Raw genomic sequence first — 23212 nt, 5'->3', positions numbered from 1 at the left:
GGGTAGGGAGTGATGACGTATCGTTGAAAAAATATTGGCGATAGTGGCAGGAAGTACATTATTAGGCCTTGGCATAGATGGATTTTTAGTGCCCTATCATTTACTAGATGGAGGAATCATAGGGCTTGGATTAATCATTCATTATTTTTACGGCTGGCCAACAGGAATTAGTATTATTTTTTTAAGCATCCCCCTTTATGCTTTAGCTTGGATCTATGAGAGAAGATATTTCTATTACAGCATTCATGGTCTCATCATCTCTTCTTTTTGTATTGATCTATTTTCATTCATGAATGGAAAAATACATCTCAGTATTCTACCTAGCACAATAATTGGTGGGTTGATAGTTGGAGTTGGAGTTGGTCTCATGCTTCGTTACGAAACAAGTACCGGTGGTACCGATTTACTCGCACAATTGATCACAAAACTAACTACTATCAATATTGGAATTATTATTTTTTTCATTGATGCTGTTGTTGTTATAGGAGGAATTAAAGTTGTTGGATGGGAGAAGTTTTTTTATTCATTCCTTACGATCATCTGTGTTGGCTTAATGACTTCGGTGACTGCAACTGCTGAACCTAGAACACAATAATAACTTTTTAAATAGCCTAGGAATTCTCTAATTAATTAACATACCTTAATTTCCGTTCCAGTTGCTTCGCTTTCCACAGAAGGCACTGAAAAAAGTCTCATTCAATGTAAGGCTCTTTGATACTTGCCTGTTGATTTCCACTCCAGATGCTTCGCTTTCCGCGGGCGGTTCGGGGAGCCTCCTCGGCGCTTCCAGCACCTGCGGGGTCTCCCCAGCACCGTACTCCCGCAGGAGTCTCGCATCTTCCGTTCCAATCAACAGGATGTCAAAATGATCATTAGACTTTAACATAGTTAACGTAAAAAAGGTATAATAGCCCCTATTTAATCAAGAAGATAAACGTTTCCTCCATTTTGACCTTTTTACAAAATGATTTTTACAAGCTTAATTTCCTTTTTTAACCATTACATGCACGATTAAGCTAAATTCGTAAACTCTAACCTGTTTTGATTCCTCTAGAAAGGTAAAATAGAGGCTTTCGGAAATCATTGGTGATCTTTGATTACAAGTCTTATTCGGAAAGGGCAGGAAAAAACAGAGAGATCGAGTCCGAATGCGTGCCCTATCCGAACAGGAAAAGGCGAAAACAGCGTAATCGTGCCCGAATAAAAAAAGAAACTTTTTGACTTTCTACTTAACCTACCTGAGTTGATTGGAGCGGAGGGCACTTGACTCCTGCGGGATTTGAGGGAATGGGAGACCCCACAGGCGGCACGCCGAGGAGGCTCCCATCCCTCCCCGCGGAAAGCAAGTGCCCGGAGTGGAAATCAACGGGCAAAGTTATGGTCTAAATACAATCAATAGGGCATCAAAAGCATCATATAGCTCTGTATTTATTTTGCTTACGTTTGCCAAAAACTAACAGAGTAACCCCCTATTTACAGGGACTTTATCTTTTCTGTACAACTCTCCATCGCAGCAAGCACTGCTCCCCTAAAATGACTTTTCTCTAGCATAGCCACAGCTTCAATCGTTGCACCGCCTGGAGTACACACATTGTCTTTTAGTGCCCCTGGATGGATTCCAGTTTCAAGAACCATTTTGGCAGCTCCAAGAACTGCCTGGGATGCAAGTCGGTATGCCTTATCCCTTGGAATTCCTTGACGAACCCCACCATCAGCCATTGCCTCTATCATCAAATAAATATAGGCAGGTGATGAACCACTAATCGCCGGAACAGCGTCCATTAGTTTTTCTTCTAAGATTTCTGTTTTTCCAAATGAATGAAACAATTCTTCAATTTCTTTTATGTCTTCCTCACTTATTAATTCATTAGGGCAAATTACACTCATTCCTTCGCCCACTAATGAAGGAGTATTCGGCATTGTCCGTATTACCTTTATTTTGCGACCAAAGTAAGTTTCTATATTAGCTAAAGTAATTCCTGCAGCAATCGTTACAATAATCACATCTTGTTTAACCTCAGTTTTAATCTCTTCAATAATAGTTGAATGAAGGTCCGGTTTAACCGCCAAAATAAGAACGTCAGCAAATTGAGCAACATTCCTATTAACACTAGTTGTATTAATTCCATATTTTTGTTTTACTTTTTCTACTGTATTTTCTGTTGCCGCACTTGCCATTATATTTTCAGGGTCAAGCATATTTGAGGTAAGCATCCCTCCGATCATTGCTTGCGCCATTTTTCCAGAGCCAATAAAGCCAATATTTTTCATAATTTCACACCTTATTTTTAATGACTACCATGTCTATCTTATAAGATTAGGGGAGAATTAGAAAGGGAGGGGCCCATATGCTCAATGAATTTCAACCACTTCACAAGGATTTTTTTGTAAAACCAACAATTGAACTTGCACGTGCCCTGCTTGGATGCATATTGGTAAAAGAAACGAAAGATGGAGTTGCAGCAGGATATATCGTTGAAACAGAGGGATATATGGGGCCAATGGACCGTGCAGCGCATAGTTATCAAAATAAGCGAACAAAGCGAACAGAGATTATGTTCGCGGGTGCTGGTCATGTTTATACCTACCAAATGCATACACATTGCCTTGTAAATGTTGTTTGTAGTGACATTGATAAACCCGAAGCAGTGTTAATAAGGGCATTGGAGCCCCTCACTGGAATAGATCTAATGTATAAACGAAGGGGAACTTTAGACCAAAGGAATTTAACAAATGGGCCAGGAAAATTAACAAAAGCTTTAGGAATATCAATGGAGGATTATGGACGTGTGTTTTGGGAGCCACCTATTTTCATTTCTAATGGAATAACCCCACCTTCCATCTCACAAGGGAAAAGAATTGGGATTGAGAATACAGAAGAAGCAAAGGAATATCCTTGGAGATTTTGGATTACCGGAAATAAGTTTGTTTCACGTCATCAAAAGGAGAATTAACATAAAATATCTAAACACCCAAAACTTCTTATAGAATCGCCATAACCTTTGAAAAAATCCCCAAAATGCAAAAAAAATCCACGAAAATCCTGTGAGATATTTAGTTGCACTTAGGAGAAATAGAGTTTATGGGTAACTATAAAAAAAACAGCTCTAAATCATCAGATTTAGAACTGTTTTTTACTTGATATATATTTATTTCAAATCTTTCGATGAAAAGGCGCCTGGAAGAAGATCTTTGACCGTTATCCTATGGATATCACCTTTAATGTTTGTAAGAATAACTTCCATATCAGCATCACAAAGTTCTGAAATGACCTGGCGGCAAGCACCACACGGAGAGACAGGTCCATCCGTATCAGCTGTTACAACTAATTTTTCAAATTTAGTTACACCATCTGAATAGGCTTTAAATAAAGCGGTTCTCTCTGCACAATTTGTAACGCTATAGGCTGCATTTTCAATATTACAGCCATGGAAAATTTGACCATCCTTAGATACTAGAGCAGCACCTACTTTAAACTTAGAATATGGAACATAGGCAAACTCCCTTGCTTTAACCGCTTCTTTTAGTAGCTCTTTCTCCTCCATTTTTTCACGCCCCTTCAAGTTTCTTAATGATGGATCAATTTACCAATCCATTCTACAATAATCCCACCAAAATAAACACCGAAAACCCCAACGACTGCCGAAAAAACAGGCGGTGCTGGCAATGGTAGCTTTAAGAATTTAAATAAAATACCAACCAACAATCCAGCTAATAACGCTAAAATTACCTCTTTCATTGTATGCCCCTTACCTTAAATTAATAATTACTATTCGATACTTCTCTATTAACAATTGCGATACCTGAACTTGCACCAATCCTAGTTGCTCCAGCTTCAATCATAGCTAGTGCATCCTCACGGCTTCGAACTCCACCTGATGCCTTAACGCCTACATCTGGACCGACAGTTTTGCGCATTAAACGAATATCGGAAACAGTCGCTCCCCCAGTTGAAAAACCTGTAGAGGTTTTAACATAATCCGCTCCAGCTTTTACAGCAAGTTCACATGCCCGTACCTTTTCTTCATCAGATAGTAAACATGTTTCAATGATGACTTTTGTCAACGCCTTTCCCTTTGCTGCCTCTACTACTGCTCGAATATCATCTACAACCACAATATCCTGTTTATCTTGTAGTGCGCTAATATTAATAACCATATCAACCTCAGTAGCACCATTTTCAATAGCATTTCTTGTTTCAAATGCTTTTGTTTCAGAGGTTGCTGCTCCTAATGGAAAGCCAATAACGGTACAAACCTTTACTTCAGGAGTATCTGAAAGTAATTCTGCAGCAGTTTTGACCCATGTTGGATTAATACAAACAGATGCAAATTTATATTGTTTTGCTTCTTCAACGATTTTTATAATTTCTTCCTTTTTTGCATCAGCCTTCAAAAGTGTATGATCAATCATTTTTGCAATATTTTGAGTCATTTGTAAAACTTCCTTCCTATACTTTTAAAAGTTAATTTTAGTATTTGTAATCCGTGATAATGTTACTATACCAAAAAATAAGCAAATGTAATATACATATTGAACAAATGTAAAAATTTTTTTATTGGAAATAAAATAATGTACGGTTTTTTGAGGATAAATAAGTTTCGGAAGGAAGTATTAAAATAAAAAGAGTGTTAATTTAATGTTTAATTAACACTCTACCCAAATCGAATTAGTAACTTTATCGTTGTACTTTAGGTGTTACCACTAACTAGTTACTCTTTTTTATCAAGTAAAAATTGTGCCGTAAATTGATCCGTGACTAATACGTTCGCAAACTGGCCAATTAAGGCACCATAAATACCTTCAATCTTATTTGGTCCACCAGCAACTAATATTGAATACTCTTTTTTCTTTAAATCTTCCAAATTAATTCCAAGTGTTCTATTATTTAAACTTTCATTACATACCTTACCATTCCTATCAAAAAAACGGGAACAAATATCCCCAACAGCTTTTCCATTTAGGGATTCCAGATCACTTTCAGTAAAATAACCTAACTGAAATAAAAGTGAATCAGATTTAACATGGCCAATCGTAAAAATTGCAATATTAGCCTGTTTTCCTAAATCCAAAACTTTTCCAATATGGCGATCGGCTTCCATTGCTTGTTTAACTACAATATGGTCGACAATGGCTGGCAGTGGCAAATGGTGTGGCGTTGTATTATAGGCTTTGCCGAATAAATATAATATTTCCGATGCATACGTATTTGTTTCTGAATGACTTACTCCACCTTTAAGCTGAACCACTTTAACATCTTTTACAAATTTTTGTTGCAATTCAATTGCAACATGATAAAGGGTTGTTCCCCAGGTTACGCCGATTATATCATCATCTTTGACAACTTCTTGAAGATATATGGCTGTTTTTTCACCTAAGTAATTTTTGATAATATGATCTTCAAATTGAGGAATAGAAGCAATAATTACTTTTTTTAAATTGAATTTTTGCTCTAGCCTGGTTGCAAGACTTTCAACGTTTTCATTAGGATCCTTAATATTGATTTCAACAATACCTTCACTTTTGGCTAACTGTAAAAAACGGGAAACAGTGGGGCGCGATACACCTAGGATCTGGGCAATTTCGTTTTGAGTGTAATCCAGTAAATAATACAATTTAGCTGCTTCAATAACTTTATTCAATTTTTCTGTTTCCACCACTAATCACCTAATGTCTTTCATTATTTACTTTATTTTAGCAAAAAAAGTAGAAAGGACAATATTTTTTTACATTTGTAAAATAAAACATGAACATTTAACAATTTTCACAGCGAAAGAATGACCCCACCTTAAAAAGGAAACCCTACTAATGGGAGGAAAGGATATGCTGCAAAAATTAGGTGACATCGCTTATCAAAAACGAAAATTAGTACTTTTTTTATGGATATTGCTTATTTTGTGCTTTGGTTTTTTTGCCCTAAAGCTTCCAACGGTCTTAAGTGGTAACGGCTTCGAATATCAAGGTGAATTTAACCAGACAAAAAAACTACTAGAAAAAGATTTTGGGATTCCCAAATCTTCAATTATCCTATTGTTTCATAAAGAAAATTCCATTAGCCAGAAGGAATGGGACGATTATATTCAAGAAACCTTTCACAAACTTCATGGATTTTCCACTATAACCCCATTCGATCAAGAAGGAATGATTAAGGGGAATTATGCTTATGGGACTCTTTCCTTTACCAAAGGGCCAGAAAGTCTTGGGAAGGAAATCAATCAATTACATAAGCTTTTAAAGAATAAAAAAGGCTTAACCGTTACAATGACTGGCGAACCTATCATGGTAGAAGATCTTAATGAAGCAAGTCAGAGCGATTTAGCCAAAGCAGAAATGATTGGTTTGCCGATTGCGTTAATTGTGCTAATTCTTTCCTTTGGTGGTATTGTTGCTGCAGCTATTCCGCTCATTATTGGCATCGTTTCGATTTTAATCACGATGGGGATTGTTTACTTTTACAGTTATGAAGCCAATTTGTCAATTTTCATATTAAATATTATCCCAATGATCGGGCTGGCGTTGAGTATTGATTTTGCGCTACTTTTCATCAATCGGTTTAAGGAGGAATTAAACAATAAAGTTCCTCTTCCAGAAGCGATTAAAACTACCGTTTCAACGGCAGGTCGCTCTGTCATTTTCTCTGGTCTATGTGTATTTATCGGTCTATCTGGGCTTTTATTTATCAAAATTGAAATTTTTCAAAATGTTGCACTTGGTGGTATGACTGTCGTTTTTATTGCAGTCCTCTCTGCAAATACCTTTCTTCCGGCATTGCTATCCATCATGGGAAACAATATAAACAAATTGAGTTTGTTTCGGATAAAAGATCAGCAATCATCCGTTTGGTATCGTTTCGCCATGTATGTGATGAAACGGCCTATTTTGATGGCTCTAATAGCCTTTGCTATCTTACTTGCAGGCGTTATCCCTGCAAAGGATATGATTTTAAAAATTCCTGGAATTGATTCGTTGCCTGAACATTATCCGTCTCGTCTCGCTTATGAAACATTTAAAGATACGTTCATTCCAGTCGAAAAACGAGAAGAAAACAGAGTAATTGTTGTTTTGCAAACAAAAGGAAATGTTTTAGAAGAACCAAATTCCGAAAAAATAAGGGAAGTTATTCAAAAACTAAAAAAGGATCCCATGGTAAACACCGTAATTTCGCCATTTTCCATTCCAGAAATCCAGGATCCCGATCAACTTTTTGACCCTACATTTGAGGAATCAAAAGAGCTTGTACCTGATTTGAAAACCTTTGTGAATAAAAACAAAATGCATATAGAAGTATTTTTAAAGTCTGAGGTGCATTCTTCAAGAGCTAGAACATGGGTTAGAACTTGGTCCAAGCGACACCTAGGAATTAAAACGTCTTTTGGAGGTCATATAAAATTTGAGCAGGAAATATTTGATGAGATTTATAATAAGGCACCATATGGGCTGCTGCTTATTTTTATTACAACCTTTATCATTCTGACAGTTGCATTCCGTTCTCTTCTGATTCCGATAAAAGCCCTCTTAATGAATATGTTAAGCCTTGGCTGTACATTTGGAATCGTCGTTTGGATTTACCAGCAAGGTCATTTAGTTAACAAACCTGTAGATATTGCCCTGATTTTACCAGTTTTCATTTTCACTCTTGTTTTTGGACTATCTATGGATTATGAAGTGTTTTTAATCTCAAGGATCCAGGAAATTTACATCAACACTGGAGATAATAGTACCGCTACGATCTCTGGATTAACCTATACGAGTAAAATTATTACCTCAGCAGCTGCAATTATGATAGTTGTAACAGGTGCATTTGCTTTTACTGGAGTTATGCCTATTAAACAACTTGGCGTTGGTATTGCGATTGCCATTTTTATTGATGCAACAGTCGTTAGAATGGTCCTTGTTCCAGCTCTTATGAAACTACTAGGTGACTGGAACTGGTGGTTCTTTGGATTTAATAAAAAGAAAAAGCCAGCCTGATTAGGCTGGCTTTTGTCTTTTAAATATCTTTTGCATACTCTTTACTTGGAGTTTTACTTAAAACTACATATAGACTTGCTGGTTCACTTCCATTATTGGTGAATGAAAGAAGACCGTCACCACCAGAATGAATCACATCCTGTGTGCTTACTTGTGTTTCAGTGCCATCAATAATAACCGTTCCACTTCCAGTAACGACATAAAGATAAACTTCAGAACCTGGATGTTTATGTGGGGCAAGCTGTTGTCCAGGCATGAAATTTAATACAAATACAGTGCTTCCACCTTCGTTAAAAATAACCCTTTTTGTAAATTTATCCTCATTAAATTCTTGATACTCTTTAAATGAATGCAATTCCATCATAATTCCTCCTTGTTTTTTTAACTGTTAGGAACCTTTTGAATTAATTAATTGCAACTGACTTTGAAAGTACGCTCTTTTTGTTAATTTTATTCTAATTGAAAATTAATATCAATTAATTGATTTGAATCAACCCTTTGTAAATCTTTTGCCTTTAGTTATGGTTTACACATTTACCTCAAAGTCTCCTAAGTTCAGATAACGTTCACAAATTCGTCACATCTTTTCCACTAAAATGTAAAAAATAGTAATTCCCTATTAGAGGAGAAGGTATGCCATCTGCCATTTTTATTATAGAAAACTCACCAATTGGCGAGCCCCTAAGGGCGATGATTAGGCGTAGTTGCCCTGATACGCTAAGCAGAATTTATGGATATAAATTCTGCTTAGCTAAAAAAACCAGCCAATAGCAATTATCGGCTGACGTTCTCTTTCAAATTGTTTTTTCCATCACAAGCGTGGCACCCTTATTTAATGCTCGTTTATTCACATCAATTAAATGATGCTTATTAGGGGAAAGTACCTTCTTTAAAGATTCTATCACCGAATCTTCTGATACAACTTTTGAATGTTCTAAAAATGCCCCTAACAAAATCATATTGGCTATTCGAGAATTACCTATTTCATTCGCCAATGCTGTTGCATCTACTTCAATGATAGTGATATCGGTTCGTGTCGATTTTCGGTTCACTAATGAAGTATTTACAATGAGCAAGCCCCCAGGTCGTACATGTGATTCAAATTTATCAAAGGAGGGATTATTCAAGACAATGGCAGTTGAAGGTCGAGTAACCAATGGAGATCCCACAGGTTCATCACTCACAACCACTGCACAATTCGCCGTTCCACCTCTTTGTTCCGGTCCATACGATGGAAGCCAAGAGACACCTTTTCCCTCCAACATTCCTGCATAGGCAACAAGCTGTCCCATTGACATAACACCCTGGCCACCAAAACCAGCAATAATGATCTCTTCTAACATGGCTCAATTACCTCCCTGTTTGTTTTTGTATACCCCTAGAGGATAAACAGGAACCATATTTTCTTTTACCCAATCAAGGGATTCATTCGGATCAAGGCCCCAGTTTGTTGGGCAGGTCGATAACACTTCCACCATAGAAAAGCCTAACCCTTCTTTTTGGGTTTCAAATGCCTTTCGGATTGCTTTTTTTGCTTTTTGAATATTTGCAACATCATGGGTAGAAACCCTTTCAATATAGGCGGTACTATCAAGAGTTGCCAGCATTTCACTTACCCTGATCGGTGAACCTTGAATACTTTCATCTCTTCCGAAAGGAGTTGTTGCCGTTTTTTGACCAATTAGTGTTGTTGGGGCCATCTGGCCGCCAGTCATACCGTAAATGGCATTATTAACAAAAATAACAGTAATTTTTTCACCTCTTGCAGCAGCATGAATAATTTCACTGATGCCAATTGAGGCAAGGTCTCCATCACCTTGATAAGTAAACACAAATCTGTTTGGAAGAACTCGTTTTATACCTGTCGCCACTGCAGGTGCACGACCATGGGCCGCTTGGGTCATATCACAGTTAAAGTATTCATATGATAAAACCGAGCATCCTACTGAGGCCACACCAACTGTATCTTCGAGAATATCCATTTCCTCCAATACTTCCCCAACGAGACGATGGATCACTCCATGTGTACAACCAGGACAATAATGTGTGGGTTTATCGGTAAGTCCTTTTGTTTTTTGGAATACTGTTTTCATAGTCATACTTGGATCCCTCCAGCTACCGTCATGATCTTTTGATAGATTTCATCTTGGGAAGGGACGACGCCGCCATTTCTTCCAAAGAAATCCACTGGTACATGCCCATTAACAGCAAGCCTTACATCCTCTATCATCTGTCCTGCACTCATCTCAACGGAAATGTATGTTTTAACCTGGTCTCTTGTTTCGATAAATGGTTTTTCAGGGAAAGGCCAAAGTGAAATAGGCCTAATCAATCCTACCTTGATGCCATCCTGTCTTGCTTTATTGATCGCGTTCATCGCTATCCGTGCTACCGTTCCAAACGCAACAATAATGTATTCTGCATCATCTGTTTTATAGGTTTCATAGCGGACCTCGTTACGTTTCATTTCCGCAATCTTTTGTTGCAAATGGATGTTACGTTTTTCTAATCCTTCGGCATCAAGCTCTAAAGAAGTAATAATTTTTGGTCCACCATCACCACGGGTACCTGTCGTTGCCCATTTTTTCTCTGGCAATTCCACTTCCTGGCGTTCCGTAAATTCAACAGGTTCCATCATTTGCCCGAGCATTCCATCCCCCATTATAATGACTGGAGTTCGGTACTGATCAGCGATATTAAAGGCATCTTGAGTCAAATCAACTATTTCCTGTAAACTTGCTGGAGCTAATACAGGAAGGAAGTAATCCCCGTGTCCGCCTCCTTTTGTAACTTGAAAATAGTCCGATTGGGCTGGTTGAATATTTCCAAGACCAGGTCCACCGCGAACAATATTACAAATGACAGCTGGAAGCTCCGAACCAACTAAATAGGAAATCCCCTCCTGTTTCAAACTAAAACCAGGACTTGAGGAAGAAGTCATTACTCTAACACCTGTACTTGCTGCACCATACACCATATTAATAGCCGCAATTTCACTTTCTGCTTGTAAAAAAACACCGCCCACTTCAGGTAATCTTCTTGCCATATAGGCAACCAATTCACTTTGTGGCGTTATCGGATAACCAAAAAAGTATTTACAGCCAGCGTGCACTGCTGCTTCGGCAATTACTTCATTTCCTTTCATTAACACTTTACTCATACGAAAAACTCCCTTCAAATCACACCATTTGTTTTTTCTTCTCTGGACGGTAAACCGTAATAACAGAATCCGGGCAGATTTGGCCACACTTTGCACAGCTGATGCAATTGTCTTGATCCACAACCGCTGCAGGACGATATCCTTTTCCATTTAAGTAGTCTGCTAGAAAGATAATATTTGTAGGGCATACCTGAACACACAAGCCACATGACTTGCAAATTTCTTCGTTAAAAATCACTTTCATTTCCATAAACTCGCCTCCTTGTCATTCCCACGGTAATTTCATATATCTCTTGATTAACTTTACTTGATGGTTTTTCGCAAAATCCTCTGCTTCTGTTTCTAAATGCGATGAAATACACGTATACAATAGAGGAATTTGCAGTTTATCAGACACTTGGCAGCTTAATTCATAACCACTTATAATTTCATCAATAGTTGTTGCCGAACCAATATTCGAATTGTTGATCAACCCTGTCACTTTTAGACGTGTAACCTTTTCAATCTCCTTAACCGTATATATTGCACCTTCCAAAGTGCTAACATATGGCCGATTTGCATTTAACACAAAATACAATTCAGGGTTCATATCTTTCCATTCTTGATAATACTGGCCCAAAGCAGTTGCTCCATCCTTATCCCCACCTGCATCAACAATGATCTTGTAACTTGGATCATGTAAAACACGATAAATTTCACCAGATACAATAGGTAAATCGGAAGAAGCAAGGTTGCCTTTTGGGGAAATTAATTCAATATCATGTTGCAGAAATAGATCTGCAACCTCCCTCGAACGAAAATAAGGGTTAATAACATCTAAATCATTAATGGCTACTTTGTCATGTATTTTTCTTTCACTCAATGCCAAGTTGATGGCAATTTCCGTTTTCCCACTTCCAAAATGGCCCGATAATATTGTAATCTTATTTTTCATAAAGGTACCTCCTTCCTTATAAAAATGTAAGCGTTTACAATATTAATCTTTTCTACCCAAACATTAACCAAAATCATTATAGAATACTCTTTGATATAACGCTTTGACCAATGTCACACTTCACAATATTGACACGAGACTCTCCAATCTAGGAGAACTTCTAAAATGGCAATATTGAAAGATGGAAAATAGTTAGTTTGGCATTTAAAATAACTCAATTAATTTTTTCCAAAAAATGCTACAAATCCTTTGTAGCAAGACAACATCAAATGTGAAACCCCTTTACAATATTTAGATATTTCGATAGAATAAAGTTAATTAGATATTACGGTGTTTTTTCGGAGGAGCCTGTCACCACAGGCTCCTCTTTGTCTTTTTCTGGAATAACGGAGTATTTCTATTCATATTTACAGACACTGTATTTATAAAAAGAAAAGTAGAGAAGGGGTGGAGAATTGTCAAATCAGGCTCTGATTGCTATTGGAGTATTTTTAGTAACTTATGGTTTTATCGTAACAGAAAAGATTCATCGGACTATTATTGCTATGACCGGCGGAATTTTGATGGTTTTGCTAGGAATCGTTACTCAAGAAGAGGCATTGCATCATATTGATTTCAACACACTTGGATTATTGACTGGTATGATGCTCATTGTTGCTATTACCGCAGAAACTGGGTTATTTCGGTACATGGCCGTTTGGGCAGCTAAGAAGGTAAAAGGGGATCCAATTAAAATTTTAATTGCACTCGGCCTCATTACAGCCGTGGGTTCGGCTTTTTTGGATAACGTCACAACTGTTCTGTTAATGGTACCTGTCACCTTTAGTATTACAAGGCAATTAAGGGTAAACCCAATTCCCTATTTAATTTCTGAAATTATTGCTTCGAACATTGGGGGTACAGCTACTCTTATTGGCGATCCGCCAAATATTATGATTGGAAGCGCGGTAAAAGAATTGACATTCATGCAATTTATTTATAATCTTTCTGCCATTAATTTCTTTATTTTATTTGTGAATATTACTATTTTGGCTCTTATCTACAGGAAACAACTTCGAACCTCTAATGAATTAAAAGCTGATTTAATGGACTTAGACGAAAAAGAGGAAATTACAGATAAGAGATTATTAATAAAATGCTTAATTTCCCTTACTTTTACGATTTTGGGATTTTTCCTACATCAATTGGTTCATATTGAATCAGCAACTGTTGCATTAGCTGGTGCCTTTTTATTGCTGCTTATCACTGGAGAAAAATACTTAGATAAAGCATTTGGAAAAGTAGAATGGCCGACAATTTTCTTCTTCATTGGTTTGTTTGTTCTTGTTTCAGGTTTAATCGAAACGGGAGTCATATCCCTACTAGCAGACTATTCAATGAGTTTAACAGGCGGAAATGTAAAATCCACATCCATTTTAATTCTTTGGGTTAGTGCGATTGCATCTGCGTTTATTGATAATATTCCATTTGTTGCCACAATGATTCCAATGATTAAGGAAATGGGGTCTTTGGGGATCACCAATTTAGAACCGCTATGGTGGAGTCTATCGCTAGGGGCATGTTTAGGAGGAAACGGTACATTGATTGGTGCGAGCGCTAATGTGATCGTTGCTGGCCTTGCAGCAAAGGAAGGGTATCATATTTCATTTGGTAAATTCCTGTTGATTGCTTTTCCACTAATGCTTTTATCCATTGCAATTTGTACCGTTTACATTTATGTAAGGTACCTTATTTAAGGGAGGGAAACGATGAGGATTGAGTATAAATATGACGAAAAAATACTAAAGATAAATAACGGCTACCCTTTAAAAGGTAGCTGTTATTGTTAGAGTACGAAAAGATCTTGTTTCACAAGGATTAATGCTTCTTCCATTTCAACTGGACGACTAATGAGGTAACCTTGTCCAAAATCACATTGTAAATTCCTTAAGAACTTCATTTGTTCGACTGTTTCAATTCCTTCGGCAACCACCCTTAGATTTAAATTATGAGCAAGTGAGATCACAGCAGTGGCAATTGATGCATTTGCCTCATCCCATTCTAGGTCCATAATAAATGACTTATCAATTTTCAAAATATCAATAGGGAATTGTCTTAGATAACTTAAGGAGGAAAAGCCTGTTCCAAAATCATCTATAGAAATTGTGATACCAAGTGATTTAAGATTATTTAGGATAACCGTTGCTTGGGCTGGCTCCTGCATGATCGTACTTTCTGTTAATTCTAGTTCTAATGCTGATGGAGGCAAACCTGTCTCATCCAGAACCTGACTAATTAGTTTTTCTAAATTTTGTTTTTGAAATTGTTGCGCTGAGATATTCACACTTATAGACAGCTGTGTGAGCCCTGCATCATGCCACGCTTTGCATTGTGAACAGGCTTCCCGAAGAACCCACTCTCCAATTGGAACAATTAGCCCCGTCTCCTCCGCAATAGGGATGAAAAAATCTGGATAAAGAATACTATTCTCATTATTTTTCCATCTAATTAGTGCTTCCATCCCATAAATTTTCCCTGTGATTAAATCCATTTTAGGCTGATAATGCAAAATAAATTCCATATTATCAAGGGCTTGACGAAGCATGATCTCCTTATCCATTCTTTCTATTGCATGGTCTTTCATTTCAGGAGTAAACAAGGAGGCACAATTCCTCCCCCTTTCTTTCGAACTGTACATAGCAAGATCAGCATTTTTAATTAATGTATTGATATCGCTACCGTGCCTTGGGTATAAACTCATTCCAATACTTGTTGTTATATTAAACTTTTGTCCGTATATATCAAAAGGCTTTTCCATTACTTTCATGATTTTTTCAGAAAAAGTAAAAGCCTCTTCGGTATTTAGTAAATTGGGGACAAGTAATATAAATTCATCGCCACCTAACCTTGCAATAACCTTATCATCACAAACGGCCGCTTTTAACCTTGTTGTTACAGATTGTAATAAAAGATCTCCTGCCTGATGCCCTAAACTATCATTTATGACTTTAAAACGATCCAAATCAAGTAAAAAAATTCCGAACATCCTATCTTGATTTTTACCATTTGATAGATCTTGAGATTCAAGAAACCATCGATTTGGAAGGCCAGTCAAGGCATCATGAAAAGCCATGTGCTCAATCTTCTCTTCTGATTTTTTCTTATCAGATATATCCCTGCACAATGCCAAATACAAACTATTTCCACCAATATCCACTAATTGGAGATTAATATCCACAGGAACTAGCTTATTATTATTGGAGATTAATTGGTCTTCAAAGGAACACGTTAGGCTGCCTTCTAGATCATTATTGATTGCATGAATTTTTCCAAACAGCCGTTGGAAAGTATCTCTTGCTGTTAATTTTAGCAATTCCACTTCTTGATAACCAAGTAACTCACAAGACATTTTATTGACATCAATGATTTTTCCTTCTTTATCAATTAAAAAGAAACAATCCCCAGCTTGCTCAATCAAGTTTCGGAACCTTTCTTCACTTTCCTTAAGCAACTTTTCCGCAATAACACGATCGGTAATATCCAAACCAAATCCAAGCATGAAATCTTGATTTGATTTATTCTCATGAATAATAGTTTTTCCCGTAAACATATACGATTCCTTCCCTTGGAATCCAACAGTAACCTCATTTGTAATCAGTTTTCGTTCTTTCCAAACTTCGAGATCAATTTTCCGGATATTTTCAGCAATACGTTGAGGGAAAAAATCATAAACGGTTGTACCAACTAATTCTTCTAAAGTTTTGCCATTTAATTTACAGGCCTGTTCATTTGCAAATATAGTTCGCCCTTCAGGATCCTCTAAAAAAATATTCATTGGTAGCGCATTCAGGACGACTGGACCAAAGGATTCCCAAAAGTGAAGCTCATTTTCTAATTCTTGTATTTTTAAACGCAATTTATTAATTAGTTCATTTGTATGGGATGGGTTTTCCAATCATGATCCCGCCTTTAAAAACATTATTTATACACAAAATACCTTAACTATATTCTATAACTGTTTTATCTTCCTTTTTTTAATTTTTTTGACAAATTGTTGAATTTTTTCCTCGTTGATAGGATTTATTTAAATCATAACCGAAGGAATGATTTATTTGGTTTTAATGGGAGAAAAGTTGATAACTTGTCACAATGAACTGCAATAGAATAACGATTGGTGCACAATAATGGGGATCTAATTATATGGAAAAAAGCGGTTATCATTTTATGTAAGTAGTTCCGTTTTTGTGGAGAAACATTTCAAATAACCACCGAAATATCCTATCAATTAACATATTAATTGGTAGGATATTTTTTATTGATATAACCATATTTATGGCTTTATAAAGTCCAAATTAATATAATAAATAGCAAGTCAATTAACAGTGAGGCAATAATCATGGTCAATGTCCGAATGAGGGTGTTAATTCTGTTGTTATGTCCTTATGGTGGGCATACCAAATAAGAGGGCATAGTAGAAGTTTTCATGTAACGTTCTTTGAAACTTGTGTTGATTTCCGCTCCAATCAACAGAGTGTCAAAAATCAATAATAGCTTAACCATAGTCAATGAAAAAAGGTATATCGGCCCTTTTCGCATGTTCAAATATTTATTGTTAACGCCTATCTATGATTTATTAGATGTTGACGTGGTGGAACGGTCGAAATTTGACACGCCATTTAAGTATTTTCTACATGGCATCGGATACGCATTCATTGAATCGATTAAAAGATCTAAACCTTTTTGACTTGCTTATCAATAAAACCTTTTTTGTATATTTTTTTAAAAAAGGCTTTGTTAAAGCTGGATGTTGATTTTATGGTATTGAAAAATAGACGGGAAAATTCCTGCTAAATCAGGAAATTCACATATTTCCCTACATAAAAGCGGATTTTTTCCTGTTAAACTATACGTTTCCATGATTAAAAGGCTTTTTTAGGTTATTTAAGCGGAAAATCTCCGCCTATTTCTCCTCTTAACCACTACTTTTTCAAAATAAACGGAATTCCTCCGATTAAGCTAGTATACCCGCAGAAAATCAACAATGAACAATAACAGAGCCTTTTAAAAAGACCGTTTTCGTAAAGTTTGTTGTTTTTTTCAGATATTTTTACTTTATCCACCTGAGTTGATTGGAGCGAAGCGACGAGGAGGCTCCCGGGCCTCCCCGCGGAAAGCGAGTGCCTGGAGCGGAAATCAACAGACAAGTTTCAGAGAACGTTACATGAGGTCCTTTTTTTGTGTCATCGAAATAATCCAAGCGTATTTCAATGTTAAATAATATGCTAATTCGGCTGTGATTACGATGGATATTTGAGTTTTTCTCCACGTTATCTGAACTACTTCATTTTGTGATAACCGCTTTTTTCATGCCACAATTATTTTCAAGAAAATTTTTTTCGTGTTATTCTTAAAGTAATACTTTTGTTTGCAACTGTTACCAAAGAAAGGAGCTTGACAATGACCCCTAGCTACCTCGGAAAAATTCGGTCTTATTATGCCAGGCTAAGTGAAAAGGAAAAGAAAATTGCTAATTATATATTGGATAATCCTGATAAAATTATTCATTGTACAATAAATGAGGTTGCTGAAGACCTAAACGTTGCAGATGCAACCGTTTTTCGTTTTTGCAAGCGTCTCGGCTTTAAAGGATATCAAGCAATGAAGATTGCGCTTGCTTCCGAAGTTGTTACACCAATGAAACATATCCATGAAGAAATTAGTGATCAGGATAATGAAAAAGCGATTTCAGAGAAAATCTTTAAGTCCAACATCAGAACATTGGAAAATACTTTACAAATTCTTGATTATAATTCCCTCCAAAAAGCAGTGCAATTAATTCAAGAAGCAGATCGAGTAGAGTTTTATGGAACCGGTGGCTCAGTCGTGGTAGCGATAGATGCATTTCATAAGTTTATTCGCTCAGGGGTAAAAGCATTTGCTTTTCCAGATTCCCATTTTCAGTTGATGTCTGCCTCACAGTTAACCAAAAATGACGTTGCAGTCGTTATTTCTCATACTGGAACCAATAATGATACGATTAAAATTTTAAATACCGCAATTGAAAGCGGTGCCAAGACGATTGGGATCACAAGCTTTCCAAAATCGCCAATCAGCCAAAATGTAGACGTTGCACTTTACACAAGTTCAGATGAAACGGAATATCGATCGGAGGCATTGGCATCTAGAATTGCGCAGTTAAGCCTAATTGATGCCCTCTATGTTAATTTGATGATTTTAAATAAAGATAAAGCAAAAAACTCGCTTGAAAAAGTACGGAATGCCATTTCCGAAACAAGAATTTGAAGGTTTATTAACTGATTTAAGAATGGGAATATTTATGACCTGAGATTTTGTTGGACAAACTTAATACGAAAGGAGGCTAATATGAAAAAGAATAATGAACCATCTCAGCAATTAAGCTATGAATCAGATGGAAAAATGGGTAAAAACAACGAACAAAAAGAGAATAAAAAGGAAAGTAAAGATTTTTTCAATGTAACACAAGAAAGTGAATAGCTAGTAGCTATCTTTTAGAAAACAGCCTATTTTTTTTACGTTGGCATCTTCAAAACGAATTGAAAGCAATTCCACTACAAAGGGTGGAATTGCTTTATTCTTTTTTACTCCATATTACTATGTTGTTTAAAGACTTGATCGTGATTTACGTCTTTTAAATCAGCGTAATGCAAACAAATAGTATCAAATAACACATGAACACACTGATCAAATAAAGACCCAAGAGGTTGAATCGTTTTTAACTCTCCCGTTTTCCGAAACTTAGTCGCCGCTGGAACATGTAGGACAAGTGAAGCACAAGAAGCAAGTTCTGACTCCACATTAGTCGTTAATGCAACAACCTGACAATTCATAGATTTTGCCTTTTCTGCTACCCATACTACACCCTTTGTAGTCCCTGAACCCGAAACTGCTACAAGAATATCACCCTCGTTAATGGACGGAGTAATTGTTTCACCAACAACAAATACTGTTGCTCCTAAGTGCATTAATCTCATTGCAAAGGATTTGGCCATAAGCCCTGATCTACCTTCACCCACAACAAAAATTCTTTTCCCATTCAATAATATAGAAGCAAATTCTTCCAACTGCATCCCGCTGATTTTGGCTGTCACCAGTTGTATTTCAGCAATAATAGCTCCAAGTTTATTCATTCACTTGACCCTCCAGCTCTATAATTGTTTTTTTGAATTCGTAAGCTGCTTGTGTTGGATTATTTGCTTTTGTTATCGCAGAACCTATTATAATCACAGAAGGGCGAATGGATGCTAAATCCCTAATGGATTGCAATGTAATTCCACCCGCAACAGCAATAGTAGGAGTGGCATCAGTGAACACTCGCACTCCACTCTTTTCGCTCGAATCTAGTTCTTGTTGATCCTTGCTCACATGATGGCAAAAAATTGCACTTTTAAATTGAGACAATGTAGCCAATTGATCATCAGAAGTATTTAATAAATCAATCATCACCTTTTTATTCCACTTCTCTGCTACCTGCAAACATGCTTGAATCGTAACAATAGGTGAAACCCCCATCACAGTTGCGACATCCGCACCAGCATTAAAACACATTTCAAATTCATAAATGGCATTATCAATTGTCTTTATATCTGCAACAACCATTTTATTTGGAAAAGACCTTTTTATTTCGCTTATGCTGTTTTTTCCAAACTCCTTGATTAACGAAGTACCTACCTCGATCCAATCAACTGAATCTTGAACCAATTTTGTTATAGAAATTGCTTCTTTAATCGCCATACGATCTAAAGCTAATTGAATTTTCATTAAAAATAACCTCACCTTCATCTTCAATAAATCGGTTTACTAAATCGGTTTATTGAAATTATAAATGATTTGAAAGCGCTTTTCAATATGTAAATAAAGAAAACTCGCTGATTGGCGAGCCCCTAAGGGCGATGACAGAAGCGTAGTTGCACTTATGCGCTAGCAGAATTTATGGATATAAATTCTGATTAGCTAAAAAAAGAAATGAATGATTTTTTTCATTCATTTCTAAACGTTCCACTTTTATCTATTTCACATTGAAAAATTACTTGTTCTGGATTTCTTTCTTCTTTTTTAACTTGTCTTAGCAATAATTCAGCAGCCTTTTGCCCCATTTCGTATGCTGGCTGCGATATTATTGTTATAGAAGGTTCTATTAAATGGGCAAATGGGATATTGTCAAAAACAATTAGTGAAACATCTTCACCTATTTTTATCTTATTTTGCTTCAAAAATTGAACAACTTCCAAAAATGCTCGGTCATTCCCAGCAAATAAGGCAGAAGGCTTCTCTTTCTGTGAGAAGAGTATTTCTAGTTTTTCTGGCATATTTTCAATATCGGAGTGAATGAGATAGTCAGGATTAATTGGTAGATGGTGATCCATTAGAGCCTTTTTATACCCTTCTACTCGCTCCATACGTGTACTTGTGATCAATGGTTGGGTGACAATTGCAATTCTTTCATGTCCCACTTTAACTAATTGACTAATGGCATCGTAAGTAGCGTCAAAGTTATTAACGACAACCATATTTGCATTTAATTCATATACTTTTCGATCCATAAATACTACAGGGTATCCTTCACGAACCATATCCTGATATAACTTAACGTTTTGTCCAGTTGGGAAGATAATTAGTCCGTCTACCTGCTTTGCACGCAAGACTTCTATGTACTCTTTTTCTTTTTCAGGTTTGTCATCAGCATTGCAAATAATGGCATGTAGTTCATTCTCATGACAATAGTCCTCAATTGAACGGCTAATTTCTGTCGATAGCCTATGGACAATATTTCCGACGATTACACCGATCATAGATGTACGCTTCTGCTTCAGGCTTCTAGCAATATAGTTTGGTTGATAATCAAGGAATTTAATTGCCTCTTCTATTTTTTTCCTCGTTTCTTCTCCCATATATTCATATCTTTTATTTAAAAATTGAGATACAGTACTTTTCGAAACCCCAGCTTTCTTCGCAACATCTGCAATTGTAACTCTCTCCATAATATCAACTCTTTCAAAGTAATTGCATCTTACATTTTATAGGTAATTCGTTTAGATATCTACTTTCTTAGAAAATAAGTTGAAACAAAAATCCCCTAACCCATGGTTAGAGGACTTCTGAATATCAAATTATAATCTAGCCTGTTCGACTGCCATCATGAATTGTTGTGCTTTTTCAGTAAGCTGTGAAAAATACTCTTCTGTCATTTCACAGTTTGTGTCGACAAGTGTACTACCTACTCCAATTGCAATAGCTCCCGCTTTAATATATTCCCGGGCGTTATGCAGGCCAACGCCGCCTGTCGGCATTAACGGGATTTGTGGGAGTGGCCCTGCAATGGCTTTTAAATAGTCTGGTCCTACTGATCCTGCCGGGAATACCTTAATAATATCCGCACCATATTCATATGCAGTCACCATTTCCGTTGGAGTAAAAGCTCCTGGCACACTGATCACACCGTACCGTTTTGCCATCATGATCGTTTCTTTACGAACAGTTGGAGAAAAGATAAACTTTGCCCCTGCCATTATGGCAGCCCTCGCAGTTTCCGAATCTAGAACGGTTCCTGCACCAATAAACATATCAGTATCAAAGTGTTTTGCAGCTGCTTCTATAGTGGAAAGAGCAAATGGCGTTTCCATCGTGATTTCAAGCGCAGTTAGCCCACCCTTCCTCAATGCCTCTCCAATAGGAATAATCGTTTTTGGCGATGCACCACGGATAACAGCAACAACACCTCGGTTTTTTATCTCTTCCATTCCCATTTTGTTGTCTTCCTTTGTTATTTATCTATTTTTATTTTATAATTGAAATCGACTGTAATTCTTTCTCTTTTTTATGAGGCAATAGCTCTTACTAAGCTATTGTTTTTTTTATGCACTTGCACGCATGTTTTCTTTTTCTGATTTTGATTGGTTTGTTGCCACAATAGTTAGGATTGCAGAAAGAAGAAGTGCTCCTGCCATAAACATGTATGATGCACCAAATCCACCCGTTGTTCCATTTAAGTATCCGACAACATAAGAACCTACGAAGGATCCTAATGCACCCATACTATTGATTAATGCCATTGCTCCACCTGCAACATTTCGAGGTAGAATTTCAGGAATAATCGCAAAGAACGGCCCATACGGAGCATACATTGCACCACCTGCAATGACTAACAGAACAAAGGATAACCAGAAATTGCTTGTGCCGATTAAGTATGAACAATAGAAAGCGATTGCACCGATCAATAGAAACGGCCATACAAATAATTTACGATTTAATGTTTTATCAGAAAAGTATGATGCAGTTAACATCAACACAATAGACAAAATATATGGAATGGAGGAAAGCCATCCTGTTTTAACAATGTCCATATTTGGGGCTGCTTTTATAATAGAAGGTAACCACATAACGAATCCATAAACACCAATACTCCATAAAGCATATTGAAAGCTTAGTAAAATAACAGTTTTTGATTTAAATGCTTCTTTATAGCTTTTAACAGGCTTGATACCCTGTTGTTCTTTTTGCAATTCTTCATCTAATAATGCTTTTTCACTTTCAGTTAACCATTTTGCATCCTTCGGTTTGTCGTTTACTAGCTTCCACCAGAAAAATGCCCAAATGATTGCAGGAGCTCCTTCGAAGATAAACATAAATCTCCAGCTAAACGATTTTAACAAATATCCTGATAAAATAGACATCCATAATACTGTTGCTGGATTTCCTAAGATTAAAAAGGTATTTGCTCTTGATCTTTCAGCTTTTGTGAACCAGTGACTTAAGAAAACAAGCATAGCCGGCATGACAGCACTTTCAACAACACCTAGCATAAAACGAATGACAAATAATACTTTTACATTAGAAATTAGTCCTGTACATGAAGCAAGTCCGCCCCATAAAATCAATGACCAAAAAATTAGTTTTTTGGCACTTTTATTTTCTGCATAATGTGCACCTGGAATTTGAAAGAAAAAGTAGCCTAAGAAAAACAATGATCCTAATAATGATGAAATTCCAGGTGTTATATGAAGATCGTTTGCTAATCCTGCTGCTGCACCAAATCCATAGTTTGCCCTATCTAAATAGGCAAGACTGTACGTAATAAAGGCGATTGGAATAAGGCGTAGCCATCTTTGCTTTGCAAGTGTTTGTATCAT

Annotated in this window: 23 protein-coding genes and 1 pseudogene; 7 read left to right on the top strand and 17 right to left on the bottom strand. The window is 36.6% G+C overall.

Annotated elements, in window-relative coordinates:
- Nucleotides 1-19 precede the first annotated feature (19 nt).
- Nucleotides 20-595 (top strand): YitT family protein, encoded by a 576-nt coding sequence (locus RCG20_RS15390; protein WP_308184366.1) that lies wholly within the window; start codon nt 20-22, stop codon nt 593-595.
- An 878-nt stretch (nt 596-1473) separates the two neighbouring features.
- On the opposite strand, the gene proC is transcribed toward RCG20_RS15390, so the two are convergent.
- Nucleotides 1474-2274, bottom strand: coding sequence for a pyrroline-5-carboxylate reductase (proC, locus tag RCG20_RS15385; RefSeq protein WP_308184365.1), 801 nt, complete (start codon nt 2272-2274; stop codon nt 1474-1476).
- Nucleotides 2275-2348: 74 nt separating this feature from the next.
- Here proC and RCG20_RS15380 point away from each other — a divergent pair, with 74 nt between their 5' ends.
- Nucleotides 2349-2954, top strand: a complete 606-nt coding sequence (locus tag RCG20_RS15380; protein WP_308180988.1) for a DNA-3-methyladenine glycosylase — start codon at nt 2349-2351, stop codon at nt 2952-2954.
- 195 nt (nt 2955-3149) lie between these two features.
- Here RCG20_RS15380 and cdd read toward each other — a convergent pair whose 3' ends face one another.
- The 4 genes from cdd to RCG20_RS15360 all read right to left on the bottom strand — a co-directional run bounded on the left by cdd (nt 3150) and on the right by RCG20_RS15360 (nt 5657).
- Entirely contained in the window at nt 3150-3545 is a 396-nt protein-coding gene (gene cdd, locus RCG20_RS15375; RefSeq protein WP_308180987.1) for a cytidine deaminase, read from the bottom strand.
- Between the two features lie 23 nt (nt 3546-3568).
- On the bottom strand, nt 3569-3739 hold the full coding sequence (locus RCG20_RS15370; RefSeq protein ID WP_308180986.1) for a XapX domain-containing protein: 171 nt from the start codon (nt 3737-3739) through the stop codon (nt 3569-3571).
- Between the two features lie 20 nt (nt 3740-3759).
- On the bottom strand, nt 3760-4434 hold the full coding sequence (deoC, locus tag RCG20_RS15365; RefSeq protein WP_308180985.1) for a deoxyribose-phosphate aldolase: 675 nt from the start codon (nt 4432-4434) through the stop codon (nt 3760-3762).
- Between the two features lie 278 nt (nt 4435-4712).
- On the bottom strand, nt 4713-5657 hold the full coding sequence (locus RCG20_RS15360) for a DNA-binding transcriptional repressor DeoR (protein WP_308180984.1): 945 nt from the start codon (nt 5655-5657) through the stop codon (nt 4713-4715).
- Between the two features lie 166 nt (nt 5658-5823).
- Here RCG20_RS15360 and RCG20_RS15355 point away from each other — a divergent pair, with 166 nt between their 5' ends.
- A complete protein-coding gene (locus RCG20_RS15355) occupies nt 5824-7971 on the top strand; it encodes an MMPL family transporter (protein ID WP_308180983.1) in 2148 nt (715 codons plus the stop codon).
- A 19-nt stretch (nt 7972-7990) separates the two neighbouring features.
- On the opposite strand, the gene RCG20_RS15350 is transcribed toward RCG20_RS15355, so the two are convergent.
- From RCG20_RS15350 to RCG20_RS15325, 6 genes are all read right to left on the bottom strand, one after another.
- Nucleotides 7991-8335 (bottom strand): cupin domain-containing protein, encoded by a 345-nt coding sequence (locus RCG20_RS15350; RefSeq protein ID WP_308180982.1) that lies wholly within the window; start codon nt 8333-8335, stop codon nt 7991-7993.
- Nucleotides 8336-8765: 430 nt separating this feature from the next.
- Complete coding sequence (locus tag RCG20_RS15345) at nt 8766-9314, bottom strand: 2-oxoacid:ferredoxin oxidoreductase subunit gamma family protein (protein WP_308180981.1); 549 nt, start codon at nt 9312-9314, stop codon at nt 8766-8768.
- Between the two features lie 3 nt (nt 9315-9317).
- Nucleotides 9318-10070, bottom strand: a complete 753-nt coding sequence (locus RCG20_RS15340; RefSeq protein ID WP_308180980.1) for a thiamine pyrophosphate-dependent enzyme — start codon at nt 10068-10070, stop codon at nt 9318-9320.
- Complete coding sequence (locus RCG20_RS15335) at nt 10067-11131, bottom strand: 3-methyl-2-oxobutanoate dehydrogenase subunit VorB (RefSeq protein WP_308180979.1); 1065 nt, start codon at nt 11129-11131, stop codon at nt 10067-10069. The genes RCG20_RS15340 and RCG20_RS15335 overlap by 4 nt, the downstream gene beginning before the upstream one ends.
- Before the next feature lie 19 nt (nt 11132-11150).
- Nucleotides 11151-11381 (bottom strand): ferredoxin family protein, encoded by a 231-nt coding sequence (locus RCG20_RS15330; protein ID WP_308180978.1) that lies wholly within the window; start codon nt 11379-11381, stop codon nt 11151-11153.
- Nucleotides 11382-11396: 15 nt separating this feature from the next.
- Nucleotides 11397-12065, bottom strand: a complete 669-nt coding sequence (locus RCG20_RS15325; RefSeq protein ID WP_308180977.1) for a hypothetical protein — start codon at nt 12063-12065, stop codon at nt 11397-11399.
- Between the two features lie 455 nt (nt 12066-12520).
- Here RCG20_RS15325 and RCG20_RS15320 point away from each other — a divergent pair, with 455 nt between their 5' ends.
- The gene (locus RCG20_RS15320; protein WP_308180976.1) at nt 12521-13801 is read left to right on the top strand and encodes an ArsB/NhaD family transporter; all 1281 of its coding nucleotides are present in this window, start codon (nt 12521-12523) and stop codon (nt 13799-13801) included.
- Nucleotides 13802-13890: 89 nt separating this feature from the next.
- Here the strand turns inward: RCG20_RS15320 and RCG20_RS15315 are convergent, their stop codons facing one another.
- Nucleotides 13891-15999: a sensor domain-containing protein gene (locus RCG20_RS15315; protein ID WP_308180975.1), complete on the bottom strand. Its 2109-nt coding sequence runs from the start codon at nt 15997-15999 to the stop codon at nt 13891-13893.
- 609 nt (nt 16000-16608) lie between these two features.
- Between RCG20_RS15315 and RCG20_RS15310 the strand changes: the two are divergent.
- The 3 genes and pseudogenes from RCG20_RS15310 to RCG20_RS15300 all read left to right on the top strand — a co-directional run.
- A pseudogene (locus tag RCG20_RS15310) lies at nt 16609-16807 on the top strand (IS5/IS1182 family transposase); the annotation flags it as partial.
- A gap of 694 nt (nt 16808-17501) precedes the next feature.
- Nucleotides 17502-18347, top strand: a complete 846-nt coding sequence (locus RCG20_RS15305; RefSeq protein WP_308180974.1) for a MurR/RpiR family transcriptional regulator — start codon at nt 17502-17504, stop codon at nt 18345-18347.
- An 81-nt stretch (nt 18348-18428) separates the two neighbouring features.
- Nucleotides 18429-18560, top strand: coding sequence for a hypothetical protein (locus RCG20_RS15300; RefSeq protein WP_308180973.1), 132 nt, complete (start codon nt 18429-18431; stop codon nt 18558-18560).
- Between the two features lie 104 nt (nt 18561-18664).
- Here RCG20_RS15300 and hxlB read toward each other — a convergent pair whose 3' ends face one another.
- The 5 genes from hxlB to RCG20_RS15275 form a co-directional block, all read right to left on the bottom strand.
- Nucleotides 18665-19213, bottom strand: a complete 549-nt coding sequence (hxlB, locus tag RCG20_RS15295; protein ID WP_308180972.1) for a 6-phospho-3-hexuloisomerase — start codon at nt 19211-19213, stop codon at nt 18665-18667.
- Nucleotides 19206-19844, bottom strand: coding sequence for a 3-hexulose-6-phosphate synthase (gene hxlA, locus RCG20_RS15290; protein ID WP_308180971.1), 639 nt, complete (start codon nt 19842-19844; stop codon nt 19206-19208). The genes hxlB and hxlA overlap by 8 nt, the downstream gene beginning before the upstream one ends.
- Before the next feature lie 218 nt (nt 19845-20062).
- Complete coding sequence (locus RCG20_RS15285; protein WP_308180970.1) at nt 20063-21064, bottom strand: substrate-binding domain-containing protein; 1002 nt, start codon at nt 21062-21064, stop codon at nt 20063-20065.
- Nucleotides 21065-21193: 129 nt separating this feature from the next.
- Nucleotides 21194-21829, bottom strand: a complete 636-nt coding sequence (locus tag RCG20_RS15280) for a bifunctional 4-hydroxy-2-oxoglutarate aldolase/2-dehydro-3-deoxy-phosphogluconate aldolase (RefSeq protein ID WP_308180969.1) — start codon at nt 21827-21829, stop codon at nt 21194-21196.
- Nucleotides 21830-21937: 108 nt separating this feature from the next.
- The gene (locus tag RCG20_RS15275) at nt 21938-23212 is read right to left on the bottom strand and encodes an MFS transporter (protein WP_308180968.1); all 1275 of its coding nucleotides are present in this window, start codon (nt 23210-23212) and stop codon (nt 21938-21940) included.

The sequence above is a fragment of the Neobacillus sp. PS3-40 genome (assembly GCF_030915485.1).
Taxonomy (GTDB): domain Bacteria; phylum Bacillota; class Bacilli; order Bacillales; family Cytobacillaceae; genus JAUZPL01.
Note: the sequence above shows the minus strand (reverse complement) of the source record. Positions and strands in the feature narration are given on the sequence as shown.

What these genes read in the sequence shown, in the direction of transcription:
- RCG20_RS15380 (WP_308180988.1), top strand. Translation starts at nt 2,349, where the DNA reads ATGCTCAATGAATTTCAACCACTTCACAAGGATTTTTTTGTAAAACCA.
- cdd (WP_308180987.1), bottom strand. Translation starts at nt 3,545, where the DNA reads ATGGAGGAGAAAGAGCTACTAAAAGAAGCGGTTAAAGCAAGGGAGTTT.
- RCG20_RS15370 (WP_308180986.1), bottom strand. Translation starts at nt 3,739, where the DNA reads ATGAAAGAGGTAATTTTAGCGTTATTAGCTGGATTGTTGGTTGGTATT.
- deoC (WP_308180985.1), bottom strand. Translation starts at nt 4,434, where the DNA reads ATGACTCAAAATATTGCAAAAATGATTGATCATACACTTTTGAAGGCT.
- RCG20_RS15355 (WP_308180983.1), top strand. Translation starts at nt 5,824, where the DNA reads ATGCTGCAAAAATTAGGTGACATCGCTTATCAAAAACGAAAATTAGTA.
- RCG20_RS15350 (WP_308180982.1), bottom strand. Translation starts at nt 8,335, where the DNA reads ATGATGGAATTGCATTCATTTAAAGAGTATCAAGAATTTAATGAGGAT.
- RCG20_RS15345 (WP_308180981.1), bottom strand. Translation starts at nt 9,314, where the DNA reads ATGTTAGAAGAGATCATTATTGCTGGTTTTGGTGGCCAGGGTGTTATG.
- RCG20_RS15340 (WP_308180980.1), bottom strand. Translation starts at nt 10,070, where the DNA reads ATGACTATGAAAACAGTATTCCAAAAAACAAAAGGACTTACCGATAAA.
- RCG20_RS15335 (WP_308180979.1), bottom strand. Translation starts at nt 11,131, where the DNA reads ATGAGTAAAGTGTTAATGAAAGGAAATGAAGTAATTGCCGAAGCAGCA.
- RCG20_RS15330 (WP_308180978.1), bottom strand. Translation starts at nt 11,381, where the DNA reads ATGGAAATGAAAGTGATTTTTAACGAAGAAATTTGCAAGTCATGTGGC.
- RCG20_RS15325 (WP_308180977.1), bottom strand. Translation starts at nt 12,065, where the DNA reads ATGAAAAATAAGATTACAATATTATCGGGCCATTTTGGAAGTGGGAAA.
- RCG20_RS15305 (WP_308180974.1), top strand. Translation starts at nt 17,502, where the DNA reads ATGACCCCTAGCTACCTCGGAAAAATTCGGTCTTATTATGCCAGGCTA.
- RCG20_RS15300 (WP_308180973.1), top strand. Translation starts at nt 18,429, where the DNA reads ATGAAAAAGAATAATGAACCATCTCAGCAATTAAGCTATGAATCAGAT.
- hxlB (WP_308180972.1), bottom strand. Translation starts at nt 19,213, where the DNA reads ATGAATAAACTTGGAGCTATTATTGCTGAAATACAACTGGTGACAGCC.
- hxlA (WP_308180971.1), bottom strand. Translation starts at nt 19,844, where the DNA reads ATGAAAATTCAATTAGCTTTAGATCGTATGGCGATTAAAGAAGCAATT.
- RCG20_RS15285 (WP_308180970.1), bottom strand. Translation starts at nt 21,064, where the DNA reads ATGGAGAGAGTTACAATTGCAGATGTTGCGAAGAAAGCTGGGGTTTCG.
- RCG20_RS15280 (WP_308180969.1), bottom strand. Translation starts at nt 21,829, where the DNA reads ATGGGAATGGAAGAGATAAAAAACCGAGGTGTTGTTGCTGTTATCCGT.
- RCG20_RS15275 (WP_308180968.1), bottom strand. Translation starts at nt 23,212, where the DNA reads ATGATACAAACACTTGCAAAGCAAAGATGGCTACGCCTTATTCCAATC.